We start from the raw sequence: 24,204 nt of genomic DNA, 5'->3' as shown, positions 1-24,204 counted from the left end.
CCATTGATCCTTTGTAGGACGAGTTCCCCTATGGAAATCTCAGGAAACACCGCTTTTTATGCCGGTCTGAGCACTATTCAGACAGGGCAGAACCGTGTCGATCAGGCTTCCAGCCAGATCGCCAGCAGCACCATCGAGCGCTCGGTGATCAGCCAGTCTTCCGAGGTCCAGATCGATCGCCTGCGTTCGGTAGACCGCAGTCAGCAATCTGACCTGGCCAGCAACATGGTCGAGATGGCCCAGGGCAAGTTTCAGGTTGAGGCGGGTGCCAAAGTCGCCAAGGCTTCCGATGAAGTGCTTGGCACGTTGATCGATACTTTCGCTTGATCCCTCGCTGAATCCGCATCACTAAAACGCCGCGATTATTCGCGGCATTTTTGTGCGTAAGTCCTTCTCCCTCAACTAATCTTTCCTGCAAGGCCTGTTGCGTTGTCAACGGCGGCAGCGCGGCCGCGTGTCCGGCATTTGCGTGGCGTGATGACGAACGGCAAAAGATCGGCGCTTGACAAGATTTGGTCGTAAACGTATGTTTCAAACAACTGTTTGACCGTCACAACAAATCAACACGGTCGTTCATTCCCGGTTACATCAGCAGAGGTTTATCGCTATGCCTGACTACAAGGCCCCCTTGCGTGATATTCGCTTCGTTCGTGACGAACTGCTCGGCTACGAAGCGCACTATCAGAGCCTTCCGGCTTGTGCAGACGCAACTCCTGACATGGTTAGCGCCATTCTCGAAGAAGGCGCCAAGTTTTGTGAGCAGGTACTGGCTCCGCTGAACCGCGTGGGTGACACCGAAGGCTGCACCTGGAGCGAGTCCGGCGTTAAAACCCCGACCGGCTTCAAAGAAGCCTACAAGCAATTCGTTGAAGGCGGCTGGCCAAGCCTGGCCCACGACGTAGAGCACGGCGGCCAAGGCCTGCCGGAGTCTCTGGGTCTGGCGGTCAGCGAAATGGTTGGCGAAGCCAACTGGTCGTGGGGCATGTACCCAGGCCTGTCGCACGGCGCGATGAACACCATTTCCGAGCACGGTACGCCTGAGCAGCAAGAGGCTTACCTGACTAAACTGGTGTCCGGCGAATGGACCGGCACCATGTGCCTGACCGAACCGCACTGCGGCACCGACCTGGGCATGCTGCGCACCAAGGCCGAGCCTCAGGCCGACGGTTCCTACAAAGTTTCCGGCACCAAGATCTTCATCTCGGCCGGCGAACACGACATGGCCGACAACATCGTCCACATCGTGCTGGCACGTCTGCCGGATGCACCGGCTGGCACCAAAGGCATTTCGCTGTTCATCGTGCCGAAGTTCATGCCGAACGCTGACGGCTCGATCGGCGCGCGCAACGCTGTGACCTGTGGTTCCCTGGAACACAAAATGGGCATCCACGGTAACGCCACCTGCGTGATGAACTTCGATTCGGCCACCGGTTACCTGATCGGCCCGGCGAACAAAGGCCTGAACTGCATGTTCACCTTCATGAACACCGCACGTCTGGGTACCGCGCTGCAAGGTCTGGCCCACGCCGAGATCGGCTTCCAGGGCGGCCTGAAATACGCTCGCGATCGCCTGCAAATGCGTTCGCTGACTGGCCCGAAAGCGCCGGAAAAAGCCGCTGACCCGATCATCGTTCACCCTGACGTGCGTCGCATGCTGTTGACCATGAAAGCGTTCGCCGAAGGCAACCGCGCAATGGTTTACTTCACCGCCAAGCAAGTCGACATCGTCAAATACGGCGTAGACGAAGAAGAGAAGAAGAAAGCCGACGCACTGCTGGCCTTCATGACTCCAATCGCCAAAGCCTTCATGACTGAAGTCGGCTTCGAATCCGCCAACCACGGCGTGCAAATCTACGGCGGCCACGGCTTCATCGCCGAGTGGGGCATGGAGCAGAACGTTCGCGACAGCCGCATTTCGATGCTGTACGAAGGCACCACCGGTATCCAGGCGCTCGACCTGCTGGGCCGTAAAGTGCTGATGACTCAAGGCGAAGCCCTGAAAGGCTTCACCAAGATCGTCCACAAGTTCTGCCAGACCAACGAAGGCAACGAAGCGGTCAAAGAGTTCGTCGAGCCATTGGCTGCGCTGAACAAAGAGTGGGGTGAGCTGACCATGAAGGTCGGTATGGCCGCCATGAAAGATCGCGAAGAAGTCGGCGCGGCCTCGGTGGACTACCTGATGTACTCCGGTTACGCCTGCCTGGCCTACTTCTGGGCTGACATGGCGCGTCTGGCTGCCGAGAAGCTGGCTGCCGGCACTTCCGAAGAGGCGTTCTACACCGCCAAGCTGCAGACTGCGCGCTTCTACTTCCAGCGCATCCTGCCGCGTACCCGCACTCACGTTGCAACCATGCTGTCGGGTGCCAACAACTTGATGGACATGAAAGAAGAGGACTTCGCGCTGGGCTACTAAGCCTTAACGCTGTTCTTCACAAAGCCGCTATCCCTTCGGGGGTAGCGGCTTTTTTGTTCTTGGGAAAAGTAAAAGCAGTCGCCCGCGATTGTTGATGGGATCGAGGCACTGCCCACCCGGTCTACGGCCACTGACACACACGCTAAAAAAACCCGACAATTGACTCAGTAAGTCGACATGTCTGCCGTTACAGTAGGTGGGCACAATGCCATCTATTGTCATGACGGTCGGAGCTTTACCCTTGCCGCGTTCTTCCGCTGTACGTCTCAGCCATTTCCTACCGTCGATACTGCTTTTACTTGCGGGGCTTGCGGCCGCTTACATCAAGGATCTCAACGTCTTCTTCACTTCGCTGTTCAACGTGCTGCCAACCCTGGTGCTGTTGCTCGGCGGTGCGTACTGCGCGGTTTACCGAAGGCAGCGTGAGCTGTTTCTGATGGTCACGGTGTACATCGCCTACTTCCTGCTCGATACCCAGACCGACTATTACCGCGACCACGGCAAGGTTCGTGATGACGCAGCAGTGATTTTCCATCTGTGTTGCCTGTTGCTGCCGCTGTTGTTCGGCGTGTTCGCAGCCTGGCAGGAACGCACTCATCTGTTTCAGGACATGGTGGCGCGTTTCGCAGTGTTGCTGGCCGTCGGCAGTGTCGCGCTCGGGCTGGAGCAAAGTTATCCCCAGGCCTTGCTGATGTGGCTTTCGGAAATCCGCTGGCCAGCGCTGCACGGCGCCTGGATGAGCCTGATTCAGCTGTCCTATCCCGTATTCATCGCCTCGTTCCTGCTGCTGAGCTGGCAATACTGGCGTAACCCGAGACCCTTGCACGCCGCGCAGCTGGTGGGTTTGCTCGGGTTGTTCTGGGCGCTGCCGAAAACCTTCATCCTGCCGTTCACCCTGAACATCATGTGCAGCCAGGTGATGTTGATGATTGCCGCAGCGGTCGCTCACGAGGCGTATCAAATGGCCTTCCGCGACGAACTCACCGGCCTGCCGGGTCGTCGCGCCTTGAACGAGCGGATGCAGCGGTTGGGGCGCAATTACGTGCTGGCCATGAGCGACGTCGATCACTTCAAGAAATTCAACGACACCCACGGTCACGATGTCGGCGACCAAGTGCTGCGACTGGTCGCCAGCAAACTGTCGAAAATCGGCGGAGGCGGTAGGGCGTATCGCTACGGCGGTGAGGAATTTGCCCTGGTGTTCGCGGGCAAGACCCTCGAAGAGTGCATGCCGCACCTGGAAGTCATCCGCGAGTCCATCGCCACTTACAACATTCAACTGCGCAACCAAGACGCCCGCCCGCAGGACGACCAACAGGGGCGTCAGCGTCGCGCGGGCTCCGGCGCTTCAAGTGTGTCGGTCACCGTCAGCATCGGTGTCGCCGAACGCGTGGAGCAACGAACCCCCGAAAAAGTGCTCAAGTCCGCTGACGAAGCGCTTTACAGCGCCAAGGGCGCCGGGCGGAATTGTGTGGTGGCCTTCGGTCAGACTCGCCGTGGCGCGGTGCGCATGGACGCCGCTGCGGGTTGAGTGATGATGGCGCATTCAGCGTCTGGACTGTGATTGTGAGGCAAGGTGGGCGGCAGTAGGTTTGAGGGATCTGCTGACGGAGAAATGACCATGCCCGAATACAAAGCTCCCCTGCGCGACATGCGCTTTCTGATCGACCACGTCTTCGACTTCCACACCAACTACGCCGCGCTGGGTGCCACCGACGCCAGCCCGGACATGGTCAATGCGATCCTCGAAGAAGGTGCGAAGTTCTGTGAGAACGTTCTGGCGCCGCTGAATCGCAGCGGCGACGAAGAAGGCTGCCATTTCGACAATGGCGTGGTGACAACGCCTACAGGTTTCAAGCAGGCTTTCGCACAATACGTGGAAGGCGGCTGGCATGGTCTGGCGGCTGATCCGGCGTATGGCGGCCAGGGTTTGCCAAGCTCCCTGGGCCTGGTCATTAGTGAAATGGTTGGCTCCAGCAATACCTCCTGGGGCATGTACCCCGGCCTGACCCACGGTGCAATGTCGGCCATCCATGCCCACGGCACCGACGAGCAGAAAAACACCTACCTGAGCAAACTGACGGCCGGCCAATGGACCGGCACCATGTGCCTGACCGAGGCCCATTGCGGTACTGACCTGGGCATCATCAAAACCCGCGCCGTCCCTTCCGCCGACGGCAGCTATGCGGTTTCCGGCAGCAAGATCTTTATCTCGGCCGGCGAACACGACATGAGCGACAACATCATTCATCTGGTGTTGGCGAAACTGCCGGACGCTCCGGCAGGCACCAAGGGCATTTCCCTGTTCATCGTTCCCAAATTCCTACCCAATGCCGAGGGTGAAGCCGGCGAGCGCAACGGCGTTTCCTGCGGCTCGATCGAACACAAAATGGGCATCAAGGCCTCGGCCACCTGCGTGCTGAACTTCGACGAGGCCAAGGGCTTCCTGATCGGCGAGCCGAACAAGGGCTTGAACTGCATGTTCACCATGATGAACCACGCGCGGCTCGGCACCGGCATGCAGGGTCTGTGTCTGGGTGAGGCGAGCTTTCAGGGTGCTATCAAGTACGCCAACGATCGCCTGCAAATGCGCTCGCTCACCGGTCCCAAAGCACCGGAAAAAGCCGCCGATCCGATCATCGTTCATCCCGACGTGCGCCGGATGTTGCTGACCATGAAAGCCTTCAACGAAGGCAACCGCGCCCTGACCTATTTCACCGCGCAGTTGCTGGACGCGGCGCATCTGAGCCCGGATGAAACGGCGCGCCAGGACGCCGAAGACCTGTTGGCATTCCTCACACCGATCTGCAAAGCCTTCATGACCGATACCGGGCTGGAAGTGACCAACCACGGTATGCAAGTGTTTGGCGGCCACGGGTTCATCCGTGAATGGGGTATGGAGCAGCTGGTTCGTGACTGCCGGATCGCGCCGATCTACGAAGGCACTAACGGCATTCAGGCGCTGGATCTGCTCGGGCGCAAAGTGCTGGGCAGCCAGGGCAAACTCCTGCGTGGCTTCACCAAAATCGTCCATAAGTTCTGTGCGGCGAATGCCGAGCATCCACAACTGGCCAGCTATGTGGCGCAACTCAATGGCCTGAATCAGCAATGGGGCGAGTTGACCACCCAGGTCGGCATGGCCGCGATGAAGAATCCGGACGAAGTCGGTGCTGCGTCGGTGGATTACCTGATGTATAGCGGTTACATCATCCTCGGCTATTTGTGGCTGCGCATGGCGCTGGTGGCTCAGGCACAACTTGACGCGGGCATCGGCGATGTCGACTACTGCCGGGGCAAACTGGCAACCAGCGAGTTTTACTTCAAGCGTTTGCTGCCCCGCACCGCCGCTCATCGGGCGGCCATCGAAGCGGGCAGCGATTGCCTGATGAAGCTGCCGGCGGAGTTGTTTGCGCTTTAGTCTTTGTAAAACCAGACACAAAGAAGCCCGCCTCGTTTGCGGGCTTTTTCATGACTGAATGGTCAGTGACTAAACATTACAAAACGGTCACTGGCTGACCCTATGTGTCGCAAAAGTTGTTGGGTTACACTCGGACCCAACGAAAACACCATTCCCACGAATCACCTGTTTAGATCTTGCGAGGTTTGCCATGGCTGACTACAAAGCGCCCCTGCGCGATATGCGCTTCGTCCTCAATGAAGTCTTCGAGGTCGCCAAACTCTGGGCCGAGCTGCCGGCGCTGGCCGAGACCGTCGATGCGGAAACCGTCGAAGCCATTCTCGAAGAAGCCGGCAAGGTCACCAGCAAAAGCATTGCCCCGCTGAGCCGTGCGGCGGACGAAGAAGGTTGCCATTGGGCGGACGGTGCCGTCACCACGCCGGCCGGTTTCCCACAGGCTTATCAGACTTACGCCGAAGGCGGCTGGGTCGGTGTCGGTGGCGATCCGACCTACGGCGGCATGGGCATGCCCAAGGCCGTTTCGGCGCAAGTCGAAGAAATGGTCAACTCCGCCAGCCTGTCCTTCGGTCTGTACCCGATGCTGACTGCCGGTGCCTGCCTGTCGATCAACGCCCACGCCAGCGAAGAGCTGAAAGCCGCGTACCTGCCGAACATGTACGCCGGGGTCTGGGCCGGTTCCATGTGCCTGACCGAGCCGCACGCCGGTACCGACCTTGGGATCATCCGCACCAAGGCCGAGCCTCAGGCCGACGGTTCCTACAAAGTCAGCGGCACCAAGATTTTCATCACCGGTGGCGAACACGACCTGACCGAAAACATCATCCACCTGGTGCTGGCCAAACTGCCGGACGCACCGGCGGGGCCGAAAGGCATCTCGCTGTTCCTTGTGCCGAAGTTCATGGTCAATGCCGATGGCAGCCTGGGCGCGCGCAACCCGGCGAACTGCGGTTCGATCGAACACAAGATGGGCATCCAGGCCTCCGCGACCTGCGTGATGAACTTCGACGAAGCCGTGGGTTACCTGGTCGGCGAGCCGAACAAAGGCCTGGCGGCGATGTTCACCATGATGAACTACGAGCGTCTGGGCGTCGGTATCCAGGGCCTGGCCACCGGCGAGCGCTCGTACCAGAACGCCGTCGAATACGCCCGCGACCGTCTGCAAAGCCGTTCGCCGACCGGCGCGCAGAACAAGGACAAGGTCGCTGACCCGATCATCGTCCACCCAGACGTGCGTCGCATGCTGCTGACCATGAAAGCCTCAAACGAAGGCGGTCGTGCCTTCTCCACTTACGTGGCCATGCAACTGGACACCGCCAAGTTCAGCGAAGACGCGACCACCCGCAAACGTGCGGAAGATCTGGTCGCTTTGCTGACCCCGGTGGCCAAGGCGTTCCTCACCGACCTCGGTCTGGAGACCACCGTTCACGGCCAGCAAGTGTTCGGCGGCCACGGTTACATCCGTGAGTGGGGCCAGGAGCAACTGGTTCGTGATGTGCGCATCACCCAGATCTACGAAGGCACCAACGGTATTCAGGCGCTGGACCTGGTAGGACGCAAGATCGTCGGCACCGGCGGAGCGTTCTACAACCTGTTTGCGGACGAAATCCGTCACTTCACCGCCACTGCCAGCGCTGACTTGGCAGAGTTCACCAAGCCTCTCAACGATGCCGTGACCACACTCGATGAACTGACCTCGTGGTTGCTGGACCGGGCAAAAAACAACCCGAACGAAATCGGCGCGGCGTCGGTCGAGTACTTGCAAACTTTCGGTTACGTGGCGTACGCCTACATGTGGGCGCTCATGGCCAAGGCAGCCCTGGGCAAAGAAGCGCAGGACGATTTCTACGCGAGCAAGTTGGGCACGGCGCGGTTCTATTTCGCCCGTCTGTTGCCGCGTATTCATTCGTTGAGCGCGTCGGTGAAGGCGGGGAGCGAGTCGCTGTTTCTGCTGGACGCTGCACAGTTCTGACCCGATAGCGTCATGTAAGCATTCTCTTACATGACGTGCTGCTGTTCTCCCATAGGCGAAGATTGGATCCAGAGCTAATCTACTTCACATGGACGTCGCGCAGGAAGCGCAAAGCAACAACACGGACACGTAGGATTCTGCCAGGACGGCGGAGTGAAATGGATGTCAGGGAAACAGTCTGCAAAGCCCCGCTTCGGCGGGGTTTTCTTTTGCCTCGAGAAAAGTATTCAGCTCAGCCCGTGGGGCGCAGTCGGGCTGTTCAAGTGGTCGTCCGGCCGGTTCATCACTTCCTCCAACAGCGTGCGTAACAAGGCCAGCGAGGCTTGTTGCCGCTGCACATCCCGACACACCAATCCGACTTTTAGTGGCACTCGCGGTTCGGTCAGCGGTTTCCACAGCAGTTCGTTATTGCCGAGCGCCTTTTGCGAGCGCCCGGGCAGGACGGTGGCCAGGCGGGTGTGGGGCAGACTGTCGAGAATCCCCGCCATGTTGTTCAGTTCTGCCTGCACCTGCGGGCGTCGTCCCAGATTGGCCAGTTGTGTCTGCCAGATCTGCCGTATCTGGAACTCTTCTCCCAGCAACAGCATGGGTAACTCGGCGGCCTGGCTCATCGAGACTTTCTTGAATTCGCGCAGGGGGTGGTCCGCCGGGATGACCAGGGTCAGTTCATCTTCGTACAGCATGACGCCATGTAAACCCGGCTGACGGGGTGGCAGGTAGCTGATGCCGATGTCGAGCGAACCATTGAGCAGCCGCCGTTCGATTTCCAGCCCCGTCAGCTCATAGATCTGCACCACCAGATGCGGCTGCGCCTTGCGCACGCGTTCGAGCATCTGCGGCACCAGGCTGGTGTGAACCGTCTGCAACACGCCGATAGCCAGAGTGCGTAACGCCTGGCCCTTGAAGTTGCCCAAGGCTTCGCGCGCCCGTTGCAGCCCATCAAGCAATGGCACGGCATGGTTGTACAAAGTGTGGGCGGCGAGGGTAGGCAGCAGGCGCTTGCTGCTGCGTTCGAACAGGCTCACATCGAGGTTCTGTTCGAGCTGGCGGATCTGTTGCGACAGTGCCGGTTGGGAGATTGACAGTCGCTCGGCCGCCCGGCCCACGTGGCCTTCCTCGTAGACCGCGACGAAATAACGCAGTTGCTTGAAATCCATAAGGTGCGCTTATCGAAAATGCTGGGAAATCGAAATGGCTCAACGCCGTGCCTGAGCCTAGTCTAACCGTATTCACAAGGCTTACAGGGCCGGAACGCACGATGAATACCGTTTACGTCGATGGTGTTTACATAGGTAAGGCAAAAAACCTCAAGCGAGGTTTGAACCAATGAATTTATTTAGCTTGCGTCGCAATCCCCCGAGTCTCGATGACTTGGTCGTGGACACTTTCCAGTCTTCCAGACGCGACACCCTTTCCAGCGAGTGCCTGATGCCCAGTGTCGAGCGGCCGAAACAGATTTTCGTCCGCGGCCAAGGCTCATGGTTGTGGGACAGCGATGACCGCGCTTATCTGGATTTCTCGCAAGGTGGCGGCGCCAATAGCCTCGGCCACAGCCCTTCGGTGCTGGTCAACGCGATCTCGGAACAGGCTCAGTTACTGATCAATCCGGGTTTTGCCCTGCACAACCGCGGCATGCTCAACCTTGCCGAGCGGCTCTGCGCTAGCACCGGCAGTGATCAGGCGTACCTGCTTAACAGTGGCAGGGAAGCCTGTGATGCAGCGATTCACCTGGCACGTAAATGGGGGCAGCGGCATCGCGGCGGGGCCTCACGGATCATTGTTGCGAGTAACGGCTGCCATGGCCGTAGTCTCGGGACAATTTCCGTGTCGGACTTCCACCACGTTCCCTTCAATGATCTTGCGGCGATGCACGCGGCGGTCGATGCTCGGACCGTGGCAATCCTGCTCGAACCGATCCAGAACGAAGCCGGGGTGATTCCGGCCACCGAGAATTACCTCAAGGGCGTCGAACGGCTGTGCCGAGACCTGGGCATTCTGTTGATCCTCGACGAAGTGCAAACCGGCATCGGTCGCTGCGGCACCTTGCTAGCTGAACAGTCCTTTGGCGTTCGAGCCGATATCGTCGTCCTCGGCAAAGGGCTTGGCGGCGGTGTGCCACTGGCCGCGATGTTGGCGCGAGGTAACGCCTGCTGTTTCGAGGTGGGCGAACTGAGCGGAACTCACCATGGCAATGCGCTGATGACGGCGGCCGGTCTTGCCGTGTTCAACACGATCCGGGACAAGGGTTTTCTCGATCATGTGGGCGAAACCGGTCAGCACCTGCGCGAAGGACTGAGTCGGTTATCCCATCGCTACGGTCACGGTGAACTGCGCGGGCAAGGGCTGCTCTGGGGGCTGACTCTGTCCGATGATTCGGCTGATGCCGTAGTCAAGTCAGCGTTGTACGAAGGCTTGTTGCTCGACGCCCCGCAACCCGATTGCCTGCGCTTCACCCCGGCCCTCACCGTCAGCAACGCCAACATTGACGAAATGCTCCTGCGTCTGTCCCGCGCCTTTTCTCGCGTACGCACCGCACAACTGCAGTGCCGCAAGGGGATTGCGGTCTGATCAGACTCTTCCTGCACGAATTCCAGAACCGTCTCGCGGTAATAACGCATCGCCCCACGTTTGATTCTTTTCGCGTGGGGCGTTTTTTTGCCTGCGATTCGTTCGGTTCCGGTATTCGGCCAGGTTCCTACTGAACCCTGACGAATGGCGCAGGTCGATTAGCTGTAGGGCTTTCACGAGCCCACTTCAAATCAGGAGCTGCCCCATGGATTTCATTCGCATCATCATTGCCATTCTGTTGCCACCACTGGGTGTGTTTCTGCAAGTCGGTTTCGCCGGCGCGTTCTGGCTGAATATTCTGCTGACGTTGTGCGGTTACATTCCGGGGATCGTGCATGCGGTGTACATCATCGCCAAGCGTTAAGTTCTGCAGCGTTTGACAGATAGCATCGCGAGCAGGCTCCCTCCCACAGGGGATTTGCGTCGTTTACAAATCCAATGTGGGAGCGAGCCTGCTCGCGATAGAGGCGCCGCAATTTCCGCGCGGCTCGCAGAAACTCAGTCCGCCAACTCCATCACCCGCCGATAAAACAACCATTCCTGCTCCAGTGCATGGGCCTGGTTCCCCGCCTTGCGAAAGCCATGACGTTCGTCCGCGTAGTAATGCGCGTCAACCAGAATACCGTTGTCCTGTAGCGCCGTGACCATGTCACGGGTCTGTTGCGGCACCACGACGGCGTCCAGTTCCCCCTGAAAGAAAATCACCGGAACACTGATGTTGCTCGCATGCAGCAGCGGCGTGCGTGCGGCGTAGCGTTCGGCATCCTCTACCGGATCGCCGATCAGCCAATCCAGATAATCGCCTTCGAACTTATGGGTTGCACGGCTCAGTGCAACGGGATCGCTGACACCGTAAAGGCTGGCACCCGCGCGGAAAACATTGTTAAAGGCCAACGCACAAAGGGTGGTGTAACCGCCGGCACTGCCACCGCGGATAAATGCCTTGTCGCCGTCGATCATTCCTCGTTCGGCAAGATGAGCGACGACTGCGCAGGCATCTTCAACGTCCACGTCGCCCCAACTCAAATGCAAGGCCTGGCGATACGCCCGGCCATAACCACTGCTGCCGCGGTAGTTGAGATCGGCTACGGCGAAACCGCGTTGCGCCCAATACTGAATACGGGGATCAAGCATCGGATAGCAGGCCGAGGTCGGGCCGCCGTGGATGAACACCACCAGCGGTGGTTTCGCTTCGCCGGTCATCGCCGGATAGAAGAAACCGTGGGCCTCGCCCGAACCGCTCGGGTAGCGCAAGGTTTGCGGGACGCTGATGTGCTCGGCGGGCAGCGGTGCAATCCCGCCAGCCAATACCTTGACCTGTCGGGTATCGCGGTCGATGGCAACGACCGCCGACGAACTCACCGGCGATGCCGCGATGCAGTAGATGAATTGCTCATCCAGTGCGAGGTGACGAAAGCGGCTGTAATCACCGGTGAAGTCTTCCACGGTGTCACCACAAAGCGCCAATTTGCCAAACCCGCCTTCGGTCCAACTGGCCAGGTAACGGCGTTCGCCCAGTGGCAACCAGGTGCTGCCACCCAGCTGCCAAGGCGCCGGGCCATGATCGGCAGCGGCACTCGGCAACGGGCTCAGTCCCTCTGAGGATTCCACCCAAGGCTGCCAGTAGCCGGCGCGATCTGTCAGGCAAAACAGACGGCCGCCGCTGTCGAAATGAGGTTGTTGCAGCGACTCCTGAACACCTTCGCCCGCCACACAACGCGGTTGAGCAAAGCGCCCATCGTCCCTGCGTTCGGCAACCATCAGCCGAGTCGCGGTCCATGGCTGATCCGGGCGGCTCCATTCGATCCACGCCAATCGCTGCGCGCCAGGACTCAATGTCGGCGCAGCATAGAAGTCGGCACCCTCAGCCAGCAGATGACGTTGGCCGTCAGCCACGTCGATCGCGACCAGACGATGCCGGTCACGATTCTCTTCAACCGCGAGCACCTGGCCATTGGCAAACTGCAGATCGCCGTAACGGCATTCACCCGAGGTCAGCACCTCAGGCGTCTCGCCCGCCAGCGATTGTCGATAAAGTTGTTGATCCGCCTCGTTGACGAAAACAATCCCGTCATCGGTCAGACAAAACGCGCCACCGCCGTATTCGTACACCCGACTGCGCACGCTGAAACCCGTTGGCGTCAGGCAATGGGCCTGGCCGTTACGCCAATGCCAGATCCTGCAGGCGGCATCTTCGGGGCGGTATTCGTTCCAGAACAGGCCATGTTTGCCGACCAGCAACTCGGCGAAGTCGATACCGGCCGCGACGGCCCGGGAGGCGCTGAAGGGTTCAGCTTTTGGCGATGAGGCGTGAATTTCGTTCATTGCGAAAGGCCAGTTGTTCGATGGTCTGGGTCGCGTGCTCGGCTTCTTCGCGGGCCTTGAGAATCACGCCGTGATGTTCCGACTTGCTGCACACCGGGTCGGCATTGCTCGCGTCACCCGTGAGCATGAAGGCCTGGCAGCGGCAGCCGCCGAAGTCTTTTTCTTTCTCGTCGCAGGAGCGGCACGGCTCGGGCATCCAGTCGTAACCGCGAAAGCGGTTGAAGCCGAACGAGTCGTACCAGATGTGCTGCATGCTGTGGTCGCGCACATTGGGAAATTGCACCGGCATCTGTCGGGCACCGTGACAGGGTAGTGCGGTTCCGTCCGGCGTGACTGTCAGAAAGATGCTGCCCCAGCCGTTCATGCAGGCTTTCGGGCGTTCTTCGTAGTAGTCCGGCGTGACGAAAATCAGCTTGCACGGATGCCCTTCGGCTTCCAGCCTGGCGCGGTATTCGTTGGTGATGCGTTCGGCGCGGACCAGTTGTTCCCTGGTCGGCAGCAGGCCGACCCGATTGAGCTGCGCCCAACCGTAAAACTGGCACGTCGCGAGTTCTACGAAGTCGGCCTCAAGGGCGATGCACAGCTCGATGATCCGGTCGATCTTGTCGATGTTGTGCCGATGGGTCACGAAGTTCAGCACCATCGGATAACCGTGGGCCTTCACCGCGCGGGCCATTTCCAGCTTCTGCGCGAAGGCTTTTTTCGAACCGGCCAGCAAGTTATTCACTTGCTCGTCGCTGGCCTGGAAACTGATCTGGATGTGGTCCAGACCGGCCTTCTTGAAGTCGCTGATTTTCTGTTCGGTCAGGCCGATGCCGGAGGTGATCAGGTTGGTGTAGAAACCCAGCTTGCGCGCCTCGGCGATCAACTCGGCGAGGTCTTGACGCACCAGCGGCTCACCGCCGGAGAAGCCCAGTTGCGCTGCACCCATCTCCCGCGCTTCGCGGAACACTTTGATCCACTGTTCGGTGCTCAGTTCTTTGCCTTGCTCGGCAAAATCCAGCGGATTGGAGCAGTACGGGCATTGCAGCGGGCAGCGATAAGTCAGCTCGGCCAGCAGCCATAAAGGCAGGCCGATGTCGGGTTTGGGCGGTAACTTGTCCGACACGGAATCAGACAAGTTCGATCCAGTGCTGAGCACGGGCAACCTCCATGAACTGCTCGATGTCCTCAGCGAGCTCGGGTACGCCGGGGAACTGCGCGTCCAGTTCGGCAATGATCGCCGCGACGTCACGTTCGCCATCGATCAAACCACCGATCAAAGCGGCGCTTTCATTGAGTTTGATCATGCCTTCGGGGTAGAGCAGCACGTGGCCTTTCTGCGCCGGTTCGTACTGGTAGCGATAGCCCTGACGCCAGTTCGGGATTTTGCTGCGATCGAAACTCATAAGGTGATTCCTTTATGCCAGACCCGCTGGTCGGTCACGCTGTGATACGGCGGGCGGTTCAATTCGTAGGCCATGCTCATGGCATCGAGCATGCTCCAAAGGATGTCCAGTTTGAACTGGAGAATTTCCAGCATGCGCTCCTGGCCTTCCCGCGTCGTGTAGTGCTGCAAGGTGATGGCCAGACCATGCTCGACATCCCGGCGCGCCTGGCCGAGGCGTGTGCGGAAATACTCGTAACCAGTCGGGTCGATCCACGGGTAATGCTGCGGCCAGCTGTCCAGGCGCGATTGGTGGATCTGCGGCGCGAACAACTCGGTCAGCGAGCTGCTGGCGGCTTCCTGCCAACTGGCTCGGCGGGCGAAGTTGACGTAGGCGTCCACGGCGAAACGCACGCCGGGCAATACCAGTTCCTGCGAGCGCAGCTGATCCGGGTCGAGGCCGACGGCCTGGCCCAGACGCAGCCAGGCTTCGATGCCGCCGTCTTCGCCGGGGGCGCCGTCATGGTCCAGCAAGCGCTGAATCCACTCGCGACGGATCTCGCGGTCCGGACAGTTGGCGAGGATGGCGGCGTCCTTCAGGGGGATGTTCACCTGATAGTAGAAGCGGTTGGCGACCCAACCCTGGATCTGCTCGCGGGTCGCCCGACCTTCATACATCGCCACATGATAGGGGTGATAGATGTGGTAATAGGCGCCCTTGGCGCGCAGGGCCGCTTCGAATTCGGCGGGGGACATGGGGGTGTCAGTCATTGCGGTTCTCCGGGAACAACCGGTGGTTTCTGTTGTGTCTGGTCCGGCCTCATCGCCAGCAGGCTGGCTCCCACAGTTGATCGCATTCCCCTGTGGGAGCCAGCCTGCTGGCGATAGACCGCGCAGCGGTCTCGATGCCCTACAACACAATACTCATGCCGTCATAGGCCACTTCAACCTTGCGCCGAACCAGCTCGGCCCGCTCCGGCGAATCCTCATCAAGAATCGGGTTGGTGTTGTTGATGTGGATAAGCACCTTGCGCTGCTTGGGTAACTGCTCCAGCACTTCAATCATGCCGCCGGGGCCGTTTTGCGCCAGATGACCCATTTCCCGTCCGGTGCGGGTGCCGACGCCACGGCGCTGCATTTCGTCGTCATCCCACATCGTGCCGTCCACCAGCAGGCAATCGCTACCGGCCATGATTTCCAGCAGCGGCGCATCGACCTTGCCCAGGCCCGGCGCATAGAACAGCTTGCCGCCGGTGTTCAGGTCTTCGACGATCAGGCCGATGTTGTCGCCCGGGTGCGGGTCGAAGCGGTGCGGCGAGTAGGGCGGCGCGGCGCTGCGCAGGGGCAGCGGGGTGAAGCGCAGGCTCGGGCAGGCCGGGATGGTGAAGCTGCGGTCGAGTTCGATACGGTTCCAGTCCAGCCCGCCATTCCAGTGCTTGAGCATGTTGAACAGCGGGAAACCGGTGCTCAGGTCTTCGTGGACCATGTCGGTGCACCAGACCTGATGCGGGCAACCTTCGCGCAGGCTGAGCAGGCCGGTGGTGTGGTCGATCTGGCTGTCCATCAGGATGATCGCGCTGATGCCGGTATCGCGCAGGGCGCGGCCCGGTTGCATCGGGGAGAAGCTTTGGAGTTGGGCACGGATGTCCGGCGAAGCGTTACACAGGATCCAGTTCACGCCGTCATCGGAAATGGCGATGGACGACTGGGTACGCGCCTTGGCGTTCAGGCTGCCGTTGCGAAAACCGGCGCAGTTCACGCAGTTGCAGTTCCACTGGGGGAAACCGCCGCCGGCGGCGGAACCTAGAATCTGGACAAACATGGACGCTCCATCATTTCAACGCTGAAAATAAAAACGCCCCGGTAAACCGAGGCGTTGCACATCATGACAACGGCAGACCTTAGCGGCTTGCGAAGTACATGGTGACTTCAAAGCCGATACGCAGGTCGGTGTAAGCGGGTTTGGACCAGGACATGGAAGCGCTCCTTCAGGTGATAGGACAGTTGAGATCTATACATATAGTCCACCTCCAGCCGGAGATGTTCAGATAGTTAGGTGGCTATGTTACTCAAAATTACAGAGCGATTGGCCGCGAATCTTTGAGAAAGCTAATTGCAGCGTCGGTAATGATCATTTTGTCACTTGCCAAGGCGCCTTTGCGCAAGCACTGCTGGCCAGGCAGCGCCAGCCACCTTCGGCTTGATTCAGTCGTTGGGCGGCGGCTTTCAACGTTTTGCGATCGATCATCAGGATCGCTTCGGGCAGACGCTCCAGATAATCCGACGAGTGGCCGGCCAGTTTGCCCTGCCAGAGCAATTCGGCTGCCTGTGCGTGGGGCAGTGCGGTGGCGTGGAATTGATCGGCCAGAGCCTGGCGCTGAACGATGAAAGTCGCTTCATCAATGCCTTCAATCATCGTGGGCATTTCGCTCAAGAAGCGTTCCATGTGTTCCAGCAGATCCTGAGGCGCAACACTCGGTGATTGAACGCCGAACAGCAGCCCGGTCTGCCCATGAATCTGACGCAGGCCGCTGAACACAGCGTAACCCAATTGCAGCTCAACCCGCAGACGCTGATAGAACGGCATCTGGCACAGGTGCGCGAGCAATCGCCACGCAGTTTCGTCGGCGATGTCCGGCGTGGCCGTCGGACAAAACAGCAACAACGCGTGTTCGCTGGAGCCTGTGTCGATCACACTCCACAGATGCCGAGAGTTTATTGACGCGGGCGGCGACGGCTGATCGTCCGCAACACCGGGCACACGGCTCAGTGCCAGGCCCATCGCCGCTTGAGTCTGTGCCGGCAAGCCGGTGGCCTGGCCTTGCCAGCGCGCACTTGCCCACAACTGTTGCACGTCATTACTTTCAGCGGTGCGTTCAAGGCACTGCTCGGGCAGCGCCTTCAGCAGCTGTCTGATCGGCATCAACGGCACGCGTATCGATTCTTCCTGTGGGAAACCGGCGTCGGGTTTTGTCAGCTCTTTCAGCGCATGTTCGAGGACGGTCGGCATCGGCTCTTGTAGACCGGTCATCTTCAACAGCCATTCGTTGCCTGCGGCACTGAAGGAAAAGTCGACACCCGCCTGACAGGCGTCTTCGCGCAGTGGCTGCAAACGATTTTCCAGGCTCGACTGAAGGCGCGGGTGAGGTTTGGCCAATAGCCGCCAGCGCAGATAAATCGCACCTTCATCGGTGTTATCCGGCAACGCCTGACTGAACTGCATAGGAGAGTTTTCGCGACGGCTGCGCGAGCGATCCTGGGCGAACGTCCGCAGGCCACGGTGTTTGCTGGCCTGGCCGCGAATCAGCCCGGCATTGGCCACAGCGACTTCAGCCCGTAAGAACGGATTAGGCGTCGGCAATTGCCATTCACCGCTGAAGTTATCCACAGCGCCGATTTTTTTCAGGATGTCGTTGAGCGCTATGACGCCTTGTTCGGATAAACCGGGTTCAAACTGCTCGCTGTCCAGTCGCGCCCGTTGCAGGGCGCCGCTGACTTGTTGCTGGCGGTCGAGCAGGGCGGCGTATTCTTTGCGCAACTCGGTCCAGTTCTGATGAGAAGCAAAAAAGCCCAGCCAATCCACGAGCCGCTCGCTGATCGCGCTTCCCGGTTTATCGGTGTTGAATTCAATGTGCAGCAACGCTTGCCCGGCGAACTGATACAGCGGCGCGGCTTTCAGGTTGTCCGCCAGCCCTTGTTCGCGCAATTCAGCCAACAGACCGCCAGGTTTCGACGCGTTCAGCCAATGGCACAGGAATGCTAATGCTTCGCGGGATGAGTCTGGCAACGCTTCGAACGCGAACAGTAGATCGAGCCGACGTTCGCGAGCCTGTTGATAACTTGTGTCGGAAGAATCCATCAGCGCTGCAGGTGCTTCTTGCTGGACCTTTTCCCCTACGGCGATAGGGTCGCCAAAGCGCTGAGCCATTGCCCTCAACTCATCGAGACTTTGCGGGCCCGTCAGGCTCAACGTCATCTGCCCGGTCCGATAAAACCGCTGATAGAAATCCTGCAACGCTTGCTGAAACTCCGGCTGCGGCACCGGCAGGCTGTACCGGTTGCCTGCATGAAATGCCCGAAGCGGGTGAGCTGCTGACAGCCCATCGAACAGCGCGAACTGCTGCTGAGCCGTGGCATCCCGGGACCATGCGACAAATTCAGCGTGCAGCACTTCCCGTTCCCGCCGCTGATCGTCCGGATTCATACGCGGATGAGCGAGCATGTCTGACAGACGCTCCAGCCCACCGCTAAACGCCTGAGGCGGCAGTTCGAAAAAGAAGTCGGTCGTGCGTTCGCTGGTGCGCGCATTCACCTGGCCGCCGTGACCTTGCACGTAGGCCATCAGCCCTTGCCCTGCGGGAAAGCGCTCCGTCCCCAGAAACAACAAGTGCTCGAGAAAATGCGCAAGGCCGGGCCATGCCAGCGGCACGTCATGACTGCCCGCGAAAACCCGCAACGCAGCAGCGCAGCGCTTCAAATCGGGAGCATGACGCAGCGTCACCCGCAGGCCGTTGGCCAGGGTTTCAGTGTGGGGGCGAGGGTGATTCAGCGCAGGCATGAGCACTTCCAGAACAGAGAAGCGCTAATGCTAGCGGATTACGGTGGATCAGCGCTTGTTAAGGTCGCCGTAAAGCTCAGGGCGGCGATCAATCAAGTAACGATTGGCAGCGCGGGAATCGACCATCAACTGACGATCCAGCTCACCGACAATCAGCGCTTCATCCAGGCCCGCCTGGGCGATACGGCTGCCATCCGGCGCGGCGATGCTGCTCTGGCCGCAGTAATTGATCTCGCCTTCCTGCCCGCAGTAGTTGGCGTAGGCCACATAGCACTGGTTTTCGAAGGCGCGGGAACGAACGGTGACATCGGCGACGAAGTCGAAGGGAATCATGTTCGCCGTCGGCACCAGGATCAGCTCGGCGCCGGCCAAGGCCAGGCGTCGGGCGTTTTCCGGGAACTCAAGGTCGTAGCAGATCAGGAAACCGAGCTTCCAGCCATTGAGTTCCACCAACGGGAAATCATCCTGCCCGGCGCTGAACATCGAGTGATCGAGGTCGCCGAACAGGTGAGTCTTGCGGTAGTTGCACAGGCGCTCGCCGTTGGCGTCGATCAACTGCACGGCGTTGTAGATCTGCCCGTCCTCGGTGCGCTCGGGATAGCCGTACAAAATGGCGATCCCGGCGGTCTTGGCAATGCGCGCGATCTGCTGCGCCGATTCACCGTTGTGCACCTCCGCCAGCACGCTGACCGCATCGATGCCGATGTTGTAGCCGGTCAGGAACATCTCCGGCAGCACCAGCAAGTCGGCGCCCTTGGCCTCCAGCGCCAGTTGATGCAGGCGTTGCAGGTTGCCTGCGACATCCAGGGGCAGCGGTGGACATTGGTAAAGGGCTACGCGCATTTAGGATTCCTCTTACTCGGGCAGGGCGATCGGACCGATCTCGTTGAACACATCACCTGGACCCGGGTTCTCGGCGTGAGTTTCACCGCCGAAGTGTTTCATGATGCCCCACACCGCGTTGAGCGAGGTCTGTACTGCGCCTTCTACCCATGCCGGCGTCCACGAAACGTCGTCGCCGGCGATGAAAATCCCGCGTTGTTCGGCCGGCATGTCGTCCTGCATGAAGTGCGCGTACATGCGTTGGTTGTAGCGATAATGGCCGGGCAGTGCGCCTTTGAACGCGCCGAGGAAATGCGGATCGGCTTCCCACGACACGGTGATCGGATCGCCGATGATGCGCGCGGCGATGTCGACTTTCGGGTAGATCTTTTTCAATGAATCCAGCGCCAGTTTCACGCGCTTTTCCACCGGGTGCGGAAGCATTTTCAGCGCGTCGCTCATCCACGAGTACGACAGACAAATCACCCCTGGCTTGTCGTCGCCGTTATCGAAGAGGTAGGTGCCGCGGGTCAGGCGATCGGTGAGGGTCATGCTCATCAGGTCGCGGCCGGTTTCCGGATCCTTGTCCTTCCAGAACGGGCGGTCGACCATCACGAAAGTTTTCGACGACTGCATGTAGCGGGTGCGGTCGAGGGCCATCCACATCTTTTGCGAAAACAGGGTTTCGTCGCATTCGATCTGGGTGGTCAGCAGCCAGCTCTGGCAGGTGGTCAGCACCGCGGCGTATTCGCGGGTGTCGCCGTTGTTATCGGTGACCGCAAAACGGCCGTCCGGGGCGTGAGCGATTTTTTTAACCCCGGAGCGTGGCGCGCCTCTGTGCAGCGACTTGAGGCTGGTGCCTTCGGGCCAGTGCACGCAACGTTCCGGCACATGACGCCAGATGCCTTGCGGCACTTGTTCGACGCCGCCGACGACCAGATGTTGATGATCGTCGCAGTTGGTCATCACGACGCGGAAGATTTCCAGCATCGAGTTCGGGAAGTCTGAGTCCCAGCCGCCAGTGCCGAAACCGACCTGGCCGAACACTTCGCGGTGATGGAAGGAGAGCTTGGCGAAAGCTTCGGAGGTGGCGACAAAGTCATAGAACGTGCGGTCATCCCACAACGGAACCAGGGTGTTCCACAGCTCTTTGAGGCGTGGCACATCGCGGTCGCGGATCGCTTGCTGGATATCGGAAAACTGCGAGCCGGCCTCCAGCGCATCCGCCCACGCGTCAGCCACTTCCTGGAACAGTGCAGGAAGGTCGGCCAGCTTTTGTGCGTAGTGGGTTTTGCCTTCCAGGTCGATCACGGTGCTGCCAGAGGCGGGCGTCAGCGGATTGGGGAAGGGTTTGGTCTCGAGACCGAGCTTGTCGACATAGTGGTAAAACGCCGTGGACGACACCGGAAAGCGCATGCCGCCCAGTTCGGCGACGATGCCATCGGTCCCGTTGAACGCTTGGGAACGCAGACGACCGCCCATCTTCGAGGCTTCGTAGACGACGGGCTTGAGGCCCAGTTTCATCAGTTCATAGGCGGCCACCAGGCCGGCGATGCCCGCGCCGACAATCGCCACTTCAGCGCCATGATTGTGTGCTGGAATGCTGCCCAAGCCGGCCGGGTGTTCGATCCAGTCGTCAAAGCCGAAAGGAAAGTCCGGGCCGAAAATGGTGACTGGTTTTTTACCGTCTGCAGGATGGCGATTGTTCTTGTTCATGACTGACCTTACTGGCGACCCGACGCGGAATGCGCATCTGAGTATAGGAAAAGATGGCAGCCATTCTAGAGAGCGTAGAACACGTTAATAAGACGCAATGTGTCGTCGTTTTGCCAATTACTCGATCACTATGACGATCAATCGCTACACACTGACCAGTGTGGGAGCGGGCTTGCTCGCGAATGCGGTGGGCCAGACAGCAGAGATGTCGACTGACACTCCCTTTTCGCGAGCAAGCCCGCTCCCACCCTGGACCGCGTTTAAACCGGCTGCCCCCGATCAATCTTGCTGCTCAAGATGATCGACGTCGTGGTCTTCTCCACCCCATCGACACTGCCAATCTGATCCAGCAACTGATCCAGTTGCTCCGGCGATTCAGTGCGCAACCACGCGACATAATCAAATTCGCCACTCACCGCACACAACTGCTGCACCTGGGCCATGGCGCTGAGCCGACGCAGCACTTCCTTGCCCGAGCGCGGTTGCACCGTGATCCCGACGTACGCCTGCAATCCACCATCCACCACCCGTTGGCCCAAACGCACTCCGTAACCGGTGATGACTTTTGCCTTTTCCAGCCGCGCCAGACGTGAAGTCACCGTGGTCCGTGCGATGCCCAATTGTCGAGCGAGCATGGCCACGCTTTCACGGGCATTGATCTGCAAGGCTGCGATCAGTTGGCGGTCGATTTCGTCAAGAACGGGTGGGCGGGTGTCAGGCAAGGGTCGTCTCCGGCAACACAAATCAGTGAGTCGGCATGTTACAGCACGGCTGGCACGGCGGATGTCTGAGAACGTCAGACGGCGCGCGGAAGACAGGATGGACACCAGCTGTCAGTCATAGTCGAATGAGAAATCGAGGGATGCGAGGTGATCAAAATGACAAAGAATATGCCTCCCGCTGTCCGGGATCACGCAGTGCAGATTGCCAATCACGAAATGGGTCACTACGTCGTTGCCCGAGTCTTGGGGTTTGAAACGGGTGATGTGAGCCTGACAGTGACCATGGACTTGAGGCATCAAGCGGGCGCTTCCATTACCTTGGCGCGTTCAATTACGACGATTGAGGCAATGAAGGAGCATCTGCAAGCCCGAATGATGGTCCTCTTTGCGGGCGCCATGGCGCAGTCATTGGCTTCAAAGCGTTCGCCCGGCAAACGCGTCGATAAGCCGAAAGCGGCCGCCATCCTGAGGGGAGAACTTGGGGCAGAACAGGACTACGCAAAAATCAGGGAGTTACGGCACTTGCTGCGTAACATCACCTACCCCGATACGGATCCGGCTTCGCCTGATCGCGTAACCGCCGAGCTGAAAGAGATTACGGATCGCCTGTGGTTACGGACTCAAACAATCGTTGAGCAGCTGGCCGATACGATTATTGGGTTGGGCGAGGCGTTGGTGGATGGCATGGGTATCGTCGAGCAATGGGGCAGGGCGGCGGATACGTATGAGGGCGTGTTGACGAGGGAGGGGCTTGAGCGGATGGGGTTGGTGCAGGCGATTCCAGAGGTGAGTGCCAGTGCTGGCAGCTGAGTGATGCCGATCCATTCAGGAAATAACAACAATGCGGGCGCGCATTGCACGCCCGATCACGATTTGGAAGCCCCGAATAATCGGGGCGTCTTTCAAGGGAAAAGCCGCGCTATTACTCGGACTCCGTCGCTGTCCGTGGAGGCCTTGGTGTCAGAACTTTAACCACATCATCAATCACCGCCTTACCCATCGCCGTCAGATAGTGCGCGGCCCAGGCGTGGCGGTCGGTGTCTCTTGCGTAGGCTGCGTCCTCGGCAAATGATTTGGCGAGGAGCAGCAGATCGGAGGCTTGTGACAATGCATCAACGATGGGGACGCCGGCGCGGACGTTAAACAACGCCTGATCCGAGCAGTAGATGAGTGGGGTGAAACCGATGGTTTTCAGGTCTGACGGTGCAGACGAATTGGTTTTGCTCATTGTTTCGCTCCTTAAAACGAGGAGCTGCCGCATTCGTTACCACACGAATGGGTGGCAGCTGTACGCAGGGTGGTAAACCGGGAGAGCAAAGAAACCGGCAGACCCGAAGGTCTCCCACGCACAGCCGCCATAACTCAGGATTACAGGTGTAAAAACACATGAAACCGTGATGGGAGCACTGCTGCACTTTGTCTAGCCGGGTTACCACACCCGATCACTGCATTTGCAGCGACGTCCGGAGAGTATCCCGTCGAAGAGAACGCCAACAAGGCGGCAAAGTGCCCAAACGCACCCATTACGCAATTCTCGGAGTTTGCCTACAACCTTGGCAGACGTCATCCGATAACCCGACGTCAGCGCAAAATATAACCTAGACGGCAGACAGGAAAAAACGCATGTCCCGCCGCGGAGCAGCGCACAGGACGCGACCCGAGCCCCGACAGGATGACTGATGCTACAAAATGACCGCAAAAATCTGGAGCTCGATAAGCTTCAAGTCGAAATCCGGAGATTCATTGCTGAAACCCGCAAGTTTATGGCCGAAGAAAGCAAGCTTAGGCAGGAGGCTTTTTGGTATCCGTTCGCAGTAGGCGCCGGTCTAGTGACCGCCGTTGTCGCCGCCGTCGGATGGTGGTCCAAGCTTTAAAATCCCTAACACACGGAAGCGACCAATGATCGGAGGTGCTTGAGTTTTACCGCTTAGCAGCCCACCTTATCTAACAAGGGTTAGCGCATTAGGCGTGACCCGTGATCCCAGCAGGAAGACGCAGTATGTCCACACCTCCTACGATTCAAGCCAGCATTGAACAGTTACACCGTGACGTGGCCGCCTTGGCCGAAGACATGCGTAGCCCATCCCCCATCGCGACCCGAGCAATCCTACTGCCGTTTGGACTCGGTGCCGCGCTGGCGCTCGTGACTATTGTTGCTGTTGCCTTGGTGGTTCGGCTGGTCTGATCTCTTAGGCCAAACGTTAGTCGCAGAAAAAAAGCCGCGCATCAGCGCGGCTTTCTTGTTTGGTGGGCCCACACGGATTTGAACCGTGGACCAAAGGATTATGAGTCCTCTGCTCTAACCAACTGAGCTATAGGCCCTCAGT

At 59.3% G+C, this 24,204-nt stretch carries 22 protein-coding genes and 1 tRNA gene; 10 read left to right on the top strand and 13 right to left on the bottom strand.

The annotated features are described in order from the left end of the window. The first annotated feature begins 30 nt into the window (after positions 1-30). The 5 genes from ACA053_RS26715 to ACA053_RS26695 all read left to right on the top strand — a co-directional run bounded on the left by ACA053_RS26715 (position 31) and on the right by ACA053_RS26695 (position 7,800). Positions 31-327 carry a pyrroloquinoline quinone biosynthesis protein PqqE gene (locus ACA053_RS26715; protein WP_497394052.1) on the top strand — a complete coding sequence of 99 codons (297 nt, stop codon included), beginning with the start codon at positions 31-33 and terminating at the stop codon, positions 325-327. Positions 328-607: 280 nt separating this feature from the next. After that, positions 608-2,413, top strand: coding sequence for a phenylacyl-CoA dehydrogenase (locus tag ACA053_RS26710; RefSeq protein ID WP_497394051.1), 1,806 nt, complete (start codon positions 608-610; stop codon positions 2,411-2,413). 241 nt (positions 2,414-2,654) lie between these two features. Further along, positions 2,655-3,944, top strand: a complete 1,290-nt coding sequence (locus ACA053_RS26705; RefSeq protein WP_109635364.1) for a GGDEF domain-containing protein — start codon at positions 2,655-2,657, stop codon at positions 3,942-3,944. A 90-nt stretch (positions 3,945-4,034) separates the two neighbouring features. Then, positions 4,035-5,831 carry an acyl-CoA dehydrogenase C-terminal domain-containing protein gene (locus ACA053_RS26700; RefSeq protein ID WP_497314111.1) on the top strand — a complete coding sequence of 599 codons (1,797 nt, stop codon included), beginning with the start codon at positions 4,035-4,037 and terminating at the stop codon, positions 5,829-5,831. A gap of 190 nt (positions 5,832-6,021) precedes the next feature. Continuing rightward, the gene (locus ACA053_RS26695; protein ID WP_497331398.1) at positions 6,022-7,800 is read left to right on the top strand and encodes an acyl-CoA dehydrogenase C-terminal domain-containing protein; all 1,779 of its coding nucleotides are present in this window, start codon (positions 6,022-6,024) and stop codon (positions 7,798-7,800) included. A 227-nt stretch (positions 7,801-8,027) separates the two neighbouring features. Here ACA053_RS26695 and ACA053_RS26690 read toward each other — a convergent pair whose 3' ends face one another. Next, positions 8,028-8,957 (bottom strand): LysR family transcriptional regulator, encoded by a 930-nt coding sequence (locus tag ACA053_RS26690; RefSeq protein WP_497394050.1) that lies wholly within the window; start codon positions 8,955-8,957, stop codon positions 8,028-8,030. Between the two features lie 169 nt (positions 8,958-9,126). Between ACA053_RS26690 and ACA053_RS26685 the strand changes: the two genes are divergently transcribed. Together ACA053_RS26685 and ACA053_RS26680 are read left to right on the top strand one after the other, a co-directional pair. Beyond that, positions 9,127-10,368 carry an aspartate aminotransferase family protein gene (locus tag ACA053_RS26685; protein WP_497394049.1) on the top strand — a complete coding sequence of 414 codons (1,242 nt, stop codon included), beginning with the start codon at positions 9,127-9,129 and terminating at the stop codon, positions 10,366-10,368. Positions 10,369-10,573: 205 nt separating this feature from the next. Continuing rightward, positions 10,574-10,732 (top strand): YqaE/Pmp3 family membrane protein, encoded by a 159-nt coding sequence (locus tag ACA053_RS26680; protein ID WP_007904205.1) that lies wholly within the window; start codon positions 10,574-10,576, stop codon positions 10,730-10,732. A gap of 134 nt (positions 10,733-10,866) precedes the next feature. Here the strand turns inward: ACA053_RS26680 and ACA053_RS26675 are convergent, their stop codons facing one another. From ACA053_RS26675 to ACA053_RS26630, 10 genes are all read right to left on the bottom strand, one after another. Then, entirely contained in the window at positions 10,867-12,693 is a 1,827-nt protein-coding gene (locus ACA053_RS26675; protein ID WP_497394047.1) for a S9 family peptidase, read from the bottom strand. Next, a complete protein-coding gene (gene pqqE, locus ACA053_RS26670; protein ID WP_162556278.1) occupies positions 12,659-13,801 on the bottom strand; it encodes a pyrroloquinoline quinone biosynthesis protein PqqE in 1,143 nt (380 codons plus the stop codon). Before pqqE ends, ACA053_RS26675 begins: the two co-directional genes overlap by 35 nt. A 4-nt stretch (positions 13,802-13,805) precedes the next feature. Next, the gene (pqqD, locus tag ACA053_RS26665) at positions 13,806-14,081 is read right to left on the bottom strand and encodes a pyrroloquinoline quinone biosynthesis peptide chaperone PqqD (RefSeq protein WP_109635353.1); all 276 of its coding nucleotides are present in this window, start codon (positions 14,079-14,081) and stop codon (positions 13,806-13,808) included. Beyond that, a complete protein-coding gene (pqqC, locus tag ACA053_RS26660; RefSeq protein ID WP_497331388.1) occupies positions 14,078-14,830 on the bottom strand; it encodes a pyrroloquinoline-quinone synthase PqqC in 753 nt (250 codons plus the stop codon). The genes pqqD and pqqC overlap by 4 nt, the downstream gene beginning before the upstream one ends. Before the next feature lie 139 nt (positions 14,831-14,969). After that, positions 14,970-15,881, bottom strand: coding sequence for a pyrroloquinoline quinone biosynthesis protein PqqB (gene pqqB / locus ACA053_RS26655; protein ID WP_497314100.1), 912 nt, complete (start codon positions 15,879-15,881; stop codon positions 14,970-14,972). A 79-nt stretch (positions 15,882-15,960) separates the two neighbouring features. After that, entirely contained in the window at positions 15,961-16,035 is a 75-nt protein-coding gene (pqqA, locus tag ACA053_RS26650; RefSeq protein ID WP_009045898.1) for a pyrroloquinoline quinone precursor peptide PqqA, read from the bottom strand. A 155-nt stretch (positions 16,036-16,190) separates the two neighbouring features. Further along, entirely contained in the window at positions 16,191-18,617 is a 2,427-nt protein-coding gene (pqqF, locus tag ACA053_RS26645; protein WP_497394046.1) for a pyrroloquinoline quinone biosynthesis protein PqqF, read from the bottom strand. Between the two features lie 48 nt (positions 18,618-18,665). Continuing rightward, positions 18,666-19,460 (bottom strand): carbon-nitrogen hydrolase family protein, encoded by a 795-nt coding sequence (locus tag ACA053_RS26640; protein ID WP_109635347.1) that lies wholly within the window; start codon positions 19,458-19,460, stop codon positions 18,666-18,668. A 12-nt stretch (positions 19,461-19,472) separates the two neighbouring features. Further along, positions 19,473-21,155, bottom strand: a complete 1,683-nt coding sequence (locus tag ACA053_RS26635; protein WP_109635346.1) for a flavin monoamine oxidase family protein — start codon at positions 21,153-21,155, stop codon at positions 19,473-19,475. A 260-nt stretch (positions 21,156-21,415) separates the two neighbouring features. Next, the gene (locus ACA053_RS26630) at positions 21,416-21,877 is read right to left on the bottom strand and encodes an Lrp/AsnC family transcriptional regulator (RefSeq protein WP_109635345.1); all 462 of its coding nucleotides are present in this window, start codon (positions 21,875-21,877) and stop codon (positions 21,416-21,418) included. Between the two features lie 156 nt (positions 21,878-22,033). On the opposite strand from ACA053_RS26630, the gene ACA053_RS26625 reads away from it, so the two are divergent. Continuing rightward, positions 22,034-22,687: a peptidase M41 gene (locus ACA053_RS26625; protein ID WP_497394045.1), complete on the top strand. Its 654-nt coding sequence runs from the start codon at positions 22,034-22,036 to the stop codon at positions 22,685-22,687. Between the two features lie 112 nt (positions 22,688-22,799). On the opposite strand, the gene ACA053_RS26620 is transcribed toward ACA053_RS26625, so the two are convergent. Then, on the bottom strand, positions 22,800-23,105 hold the full coding sequence (locus tag ACA053_RS26620; protein ID WP_497394044.1) for a DUF3077 domain-containing protein: 306 nt from the start codon (positions 23,103-23,105) through the stop codon (positions 22,800-22,802). Positions 23,106-23,556: 451 nt separating this feature from the next. On the opposite strand from ACA053_RS26620, the gene ACA053_RS26615 reads away from it, so the two are divergent. Both ACA053_RS26615 and ACA053_RS26610 read left to right on the top strand, forming a co-directional pair. Next, the gene (locus ACA053_RS26615) at positions 23,557-23,751 is read left to right on the top strand and encodes a hypothetical protein (RefSeq protein WP_497394043.1); all 195 of its coding nucleotides are present in this window, start codon (positions 23,557-23,559) and stop codon (positions 23,749-23,751) included. A gap of 125 nt (positions 23,752-23,876) precedes the next feature. Then, entirely contained in the window at positions 23,877-24,062 is a 186-nt protein-coding gene (locus ACA053_RS26610) for a hypothetical protein (RefSeq protein WP_077747304.1), read from the top strand. Between the two features lie 60 nt (positions 24,063-24,122). Here the strand turns inward: ACA053_RS26610 and ACA053_RS26605 are convergent. Continuing rightward, positions 24,123-24,199 (bottom strand) — tRNA-Ile (locus tag ACA053_RS26605). Positions 24,200-24,204: the final 5 nt, after the last annotated feature.

Source organism: Pseudomonas sp. LBUM1672, assembly GCF_059695655.1.
The sequence above is the reverse complement of the archived record's forward strand: the minus strand, read 5'-3'. Positions and strand labels throughout refer to the sequence as shown.

Bases quoted from the DNA above. Each gene is read 5' to 3' on its own strand.
- pqqB (WP_497314100.1), bottom strand. From the start codon at position 15,881: ATGTTTGTCCAGATTCTAGGTTCCGCCGCCGGCGGCGGTTTCCCCCAG.
- ACA053_RS26625 (WP_497394045.1), top strand. From the start codon at position 22,034: ATGACAAAGAATATGCCTCCCGCTGTCCGGGATCACGCAGTGCAGATT.
- pqqD (WP_109635353.1), bottom strand. From the start codon at position 14,081: ATGAGTTTCGATCGCAGCAAAATCCCGAACTGGCGTCAGGGCTATCGC.
- ACA053_RS26685 (WP_497394049.1), top strand. From the start codon at position 9,127: ATGAATTTATTTAGCTTGCGTCGCAATCCCCCGAGTCTCGATGACTTG.
- ACA053_RS26680 (WP_007904205.1), top strand. From the start codon at position 10,574: ATGGATTTCATTCGCATCATCATTGCCATTCTGTTGCCACCACTGGGT.
- ACA053_RS26690 (WP_497394050.1), bottom strand. From the start codon at position 8,957: ATGGATTTCAAGCAACTGCGTTATTTCGTCGCGGTCTACGAGGAAGGC.
- ACA053_RS26610 (WP_077747304.1), top strand. From the start codon at position 23,877: ATGTCCACACCTCCTACGATTCAAGCCAGCATTGAACAGTTACACCGT.
- ACA053_RS26620 (WP_497394044.1), bottom strand. From the start codon at position 23,105: ATGAGCAAAACCAATTCGTCTGCACCGTCAGACCTGAAAACCATCGGT.
- ACA053_RS26615 (WP_497394043.1), top strand. From the start codon at position 23,557: ATGCTACAAAATGACCGCAAAAATCTGGAGCTCGATAAGCTTCAAGTC.
- ACA053_RS26715 (WP_497394052.1), top strand. From the start codon at position 31: ATGGAAATCTCAGGAAACACCGCTTTTTATGCCGGTCTGAGCACTATT.
- ACA053_RS26710 (WP_497394051.1), top strand. From the start codon at position 608: ATGCCTGACTACAAGGCCCCCTTGCGTGATATTCGCTTCGTTCGTGAC.
- ACA053_RS26640 (WP_109635347.1), bottom strand. From the start codon at position 19,460: ATGCGCGTAGCCCTTTACCAATGTCCACCGCTGCCCCTGGATGTCGCA.
- ACA053_RS26700 (WP_497314111.1), top strand. From the start codon at position 4,035: ATGCCCGAATACAAAGCTCCCCTGCGCGACATGCGCTTTCTGATCGAC.
- pqqF (WP_497394046.1), bottom strand. From the start codon at position 18,617: ATGCCTGCGCTGAATCACCCTCGCCCCCACACTGAAACCCTGGCCAAC.
- ACA053_RS26675 (WP_497394047.1), bottom strand. From the start codon at position 12,693: ATGAACGAAATTCACGCCTCATCGCCAAAAGCTGAACCCTTCAGCGCC.
- ACA053_RS26635 (WP_109635346.1), bottom strand. From the start codon at position 21,155: ATGAACAAGAACAATCGCCATCCTGCAGACGGTAAAAAACCAGTCACC.
- pqqC (WP_497331388.1), bottom strand. From the start codon at position 14,830: ATGACTGACACCCCCATGTCCCCCGCCGAATTCGAAGCGGCCCTGCGC.
- ACA053_RS26695 (WP_497331398.1), top strand. From the start codon at position 6,022: ATGGCTGACTACAAAGCGCCCCTGCGCGATATGCGCTTCGTCCTCAAT.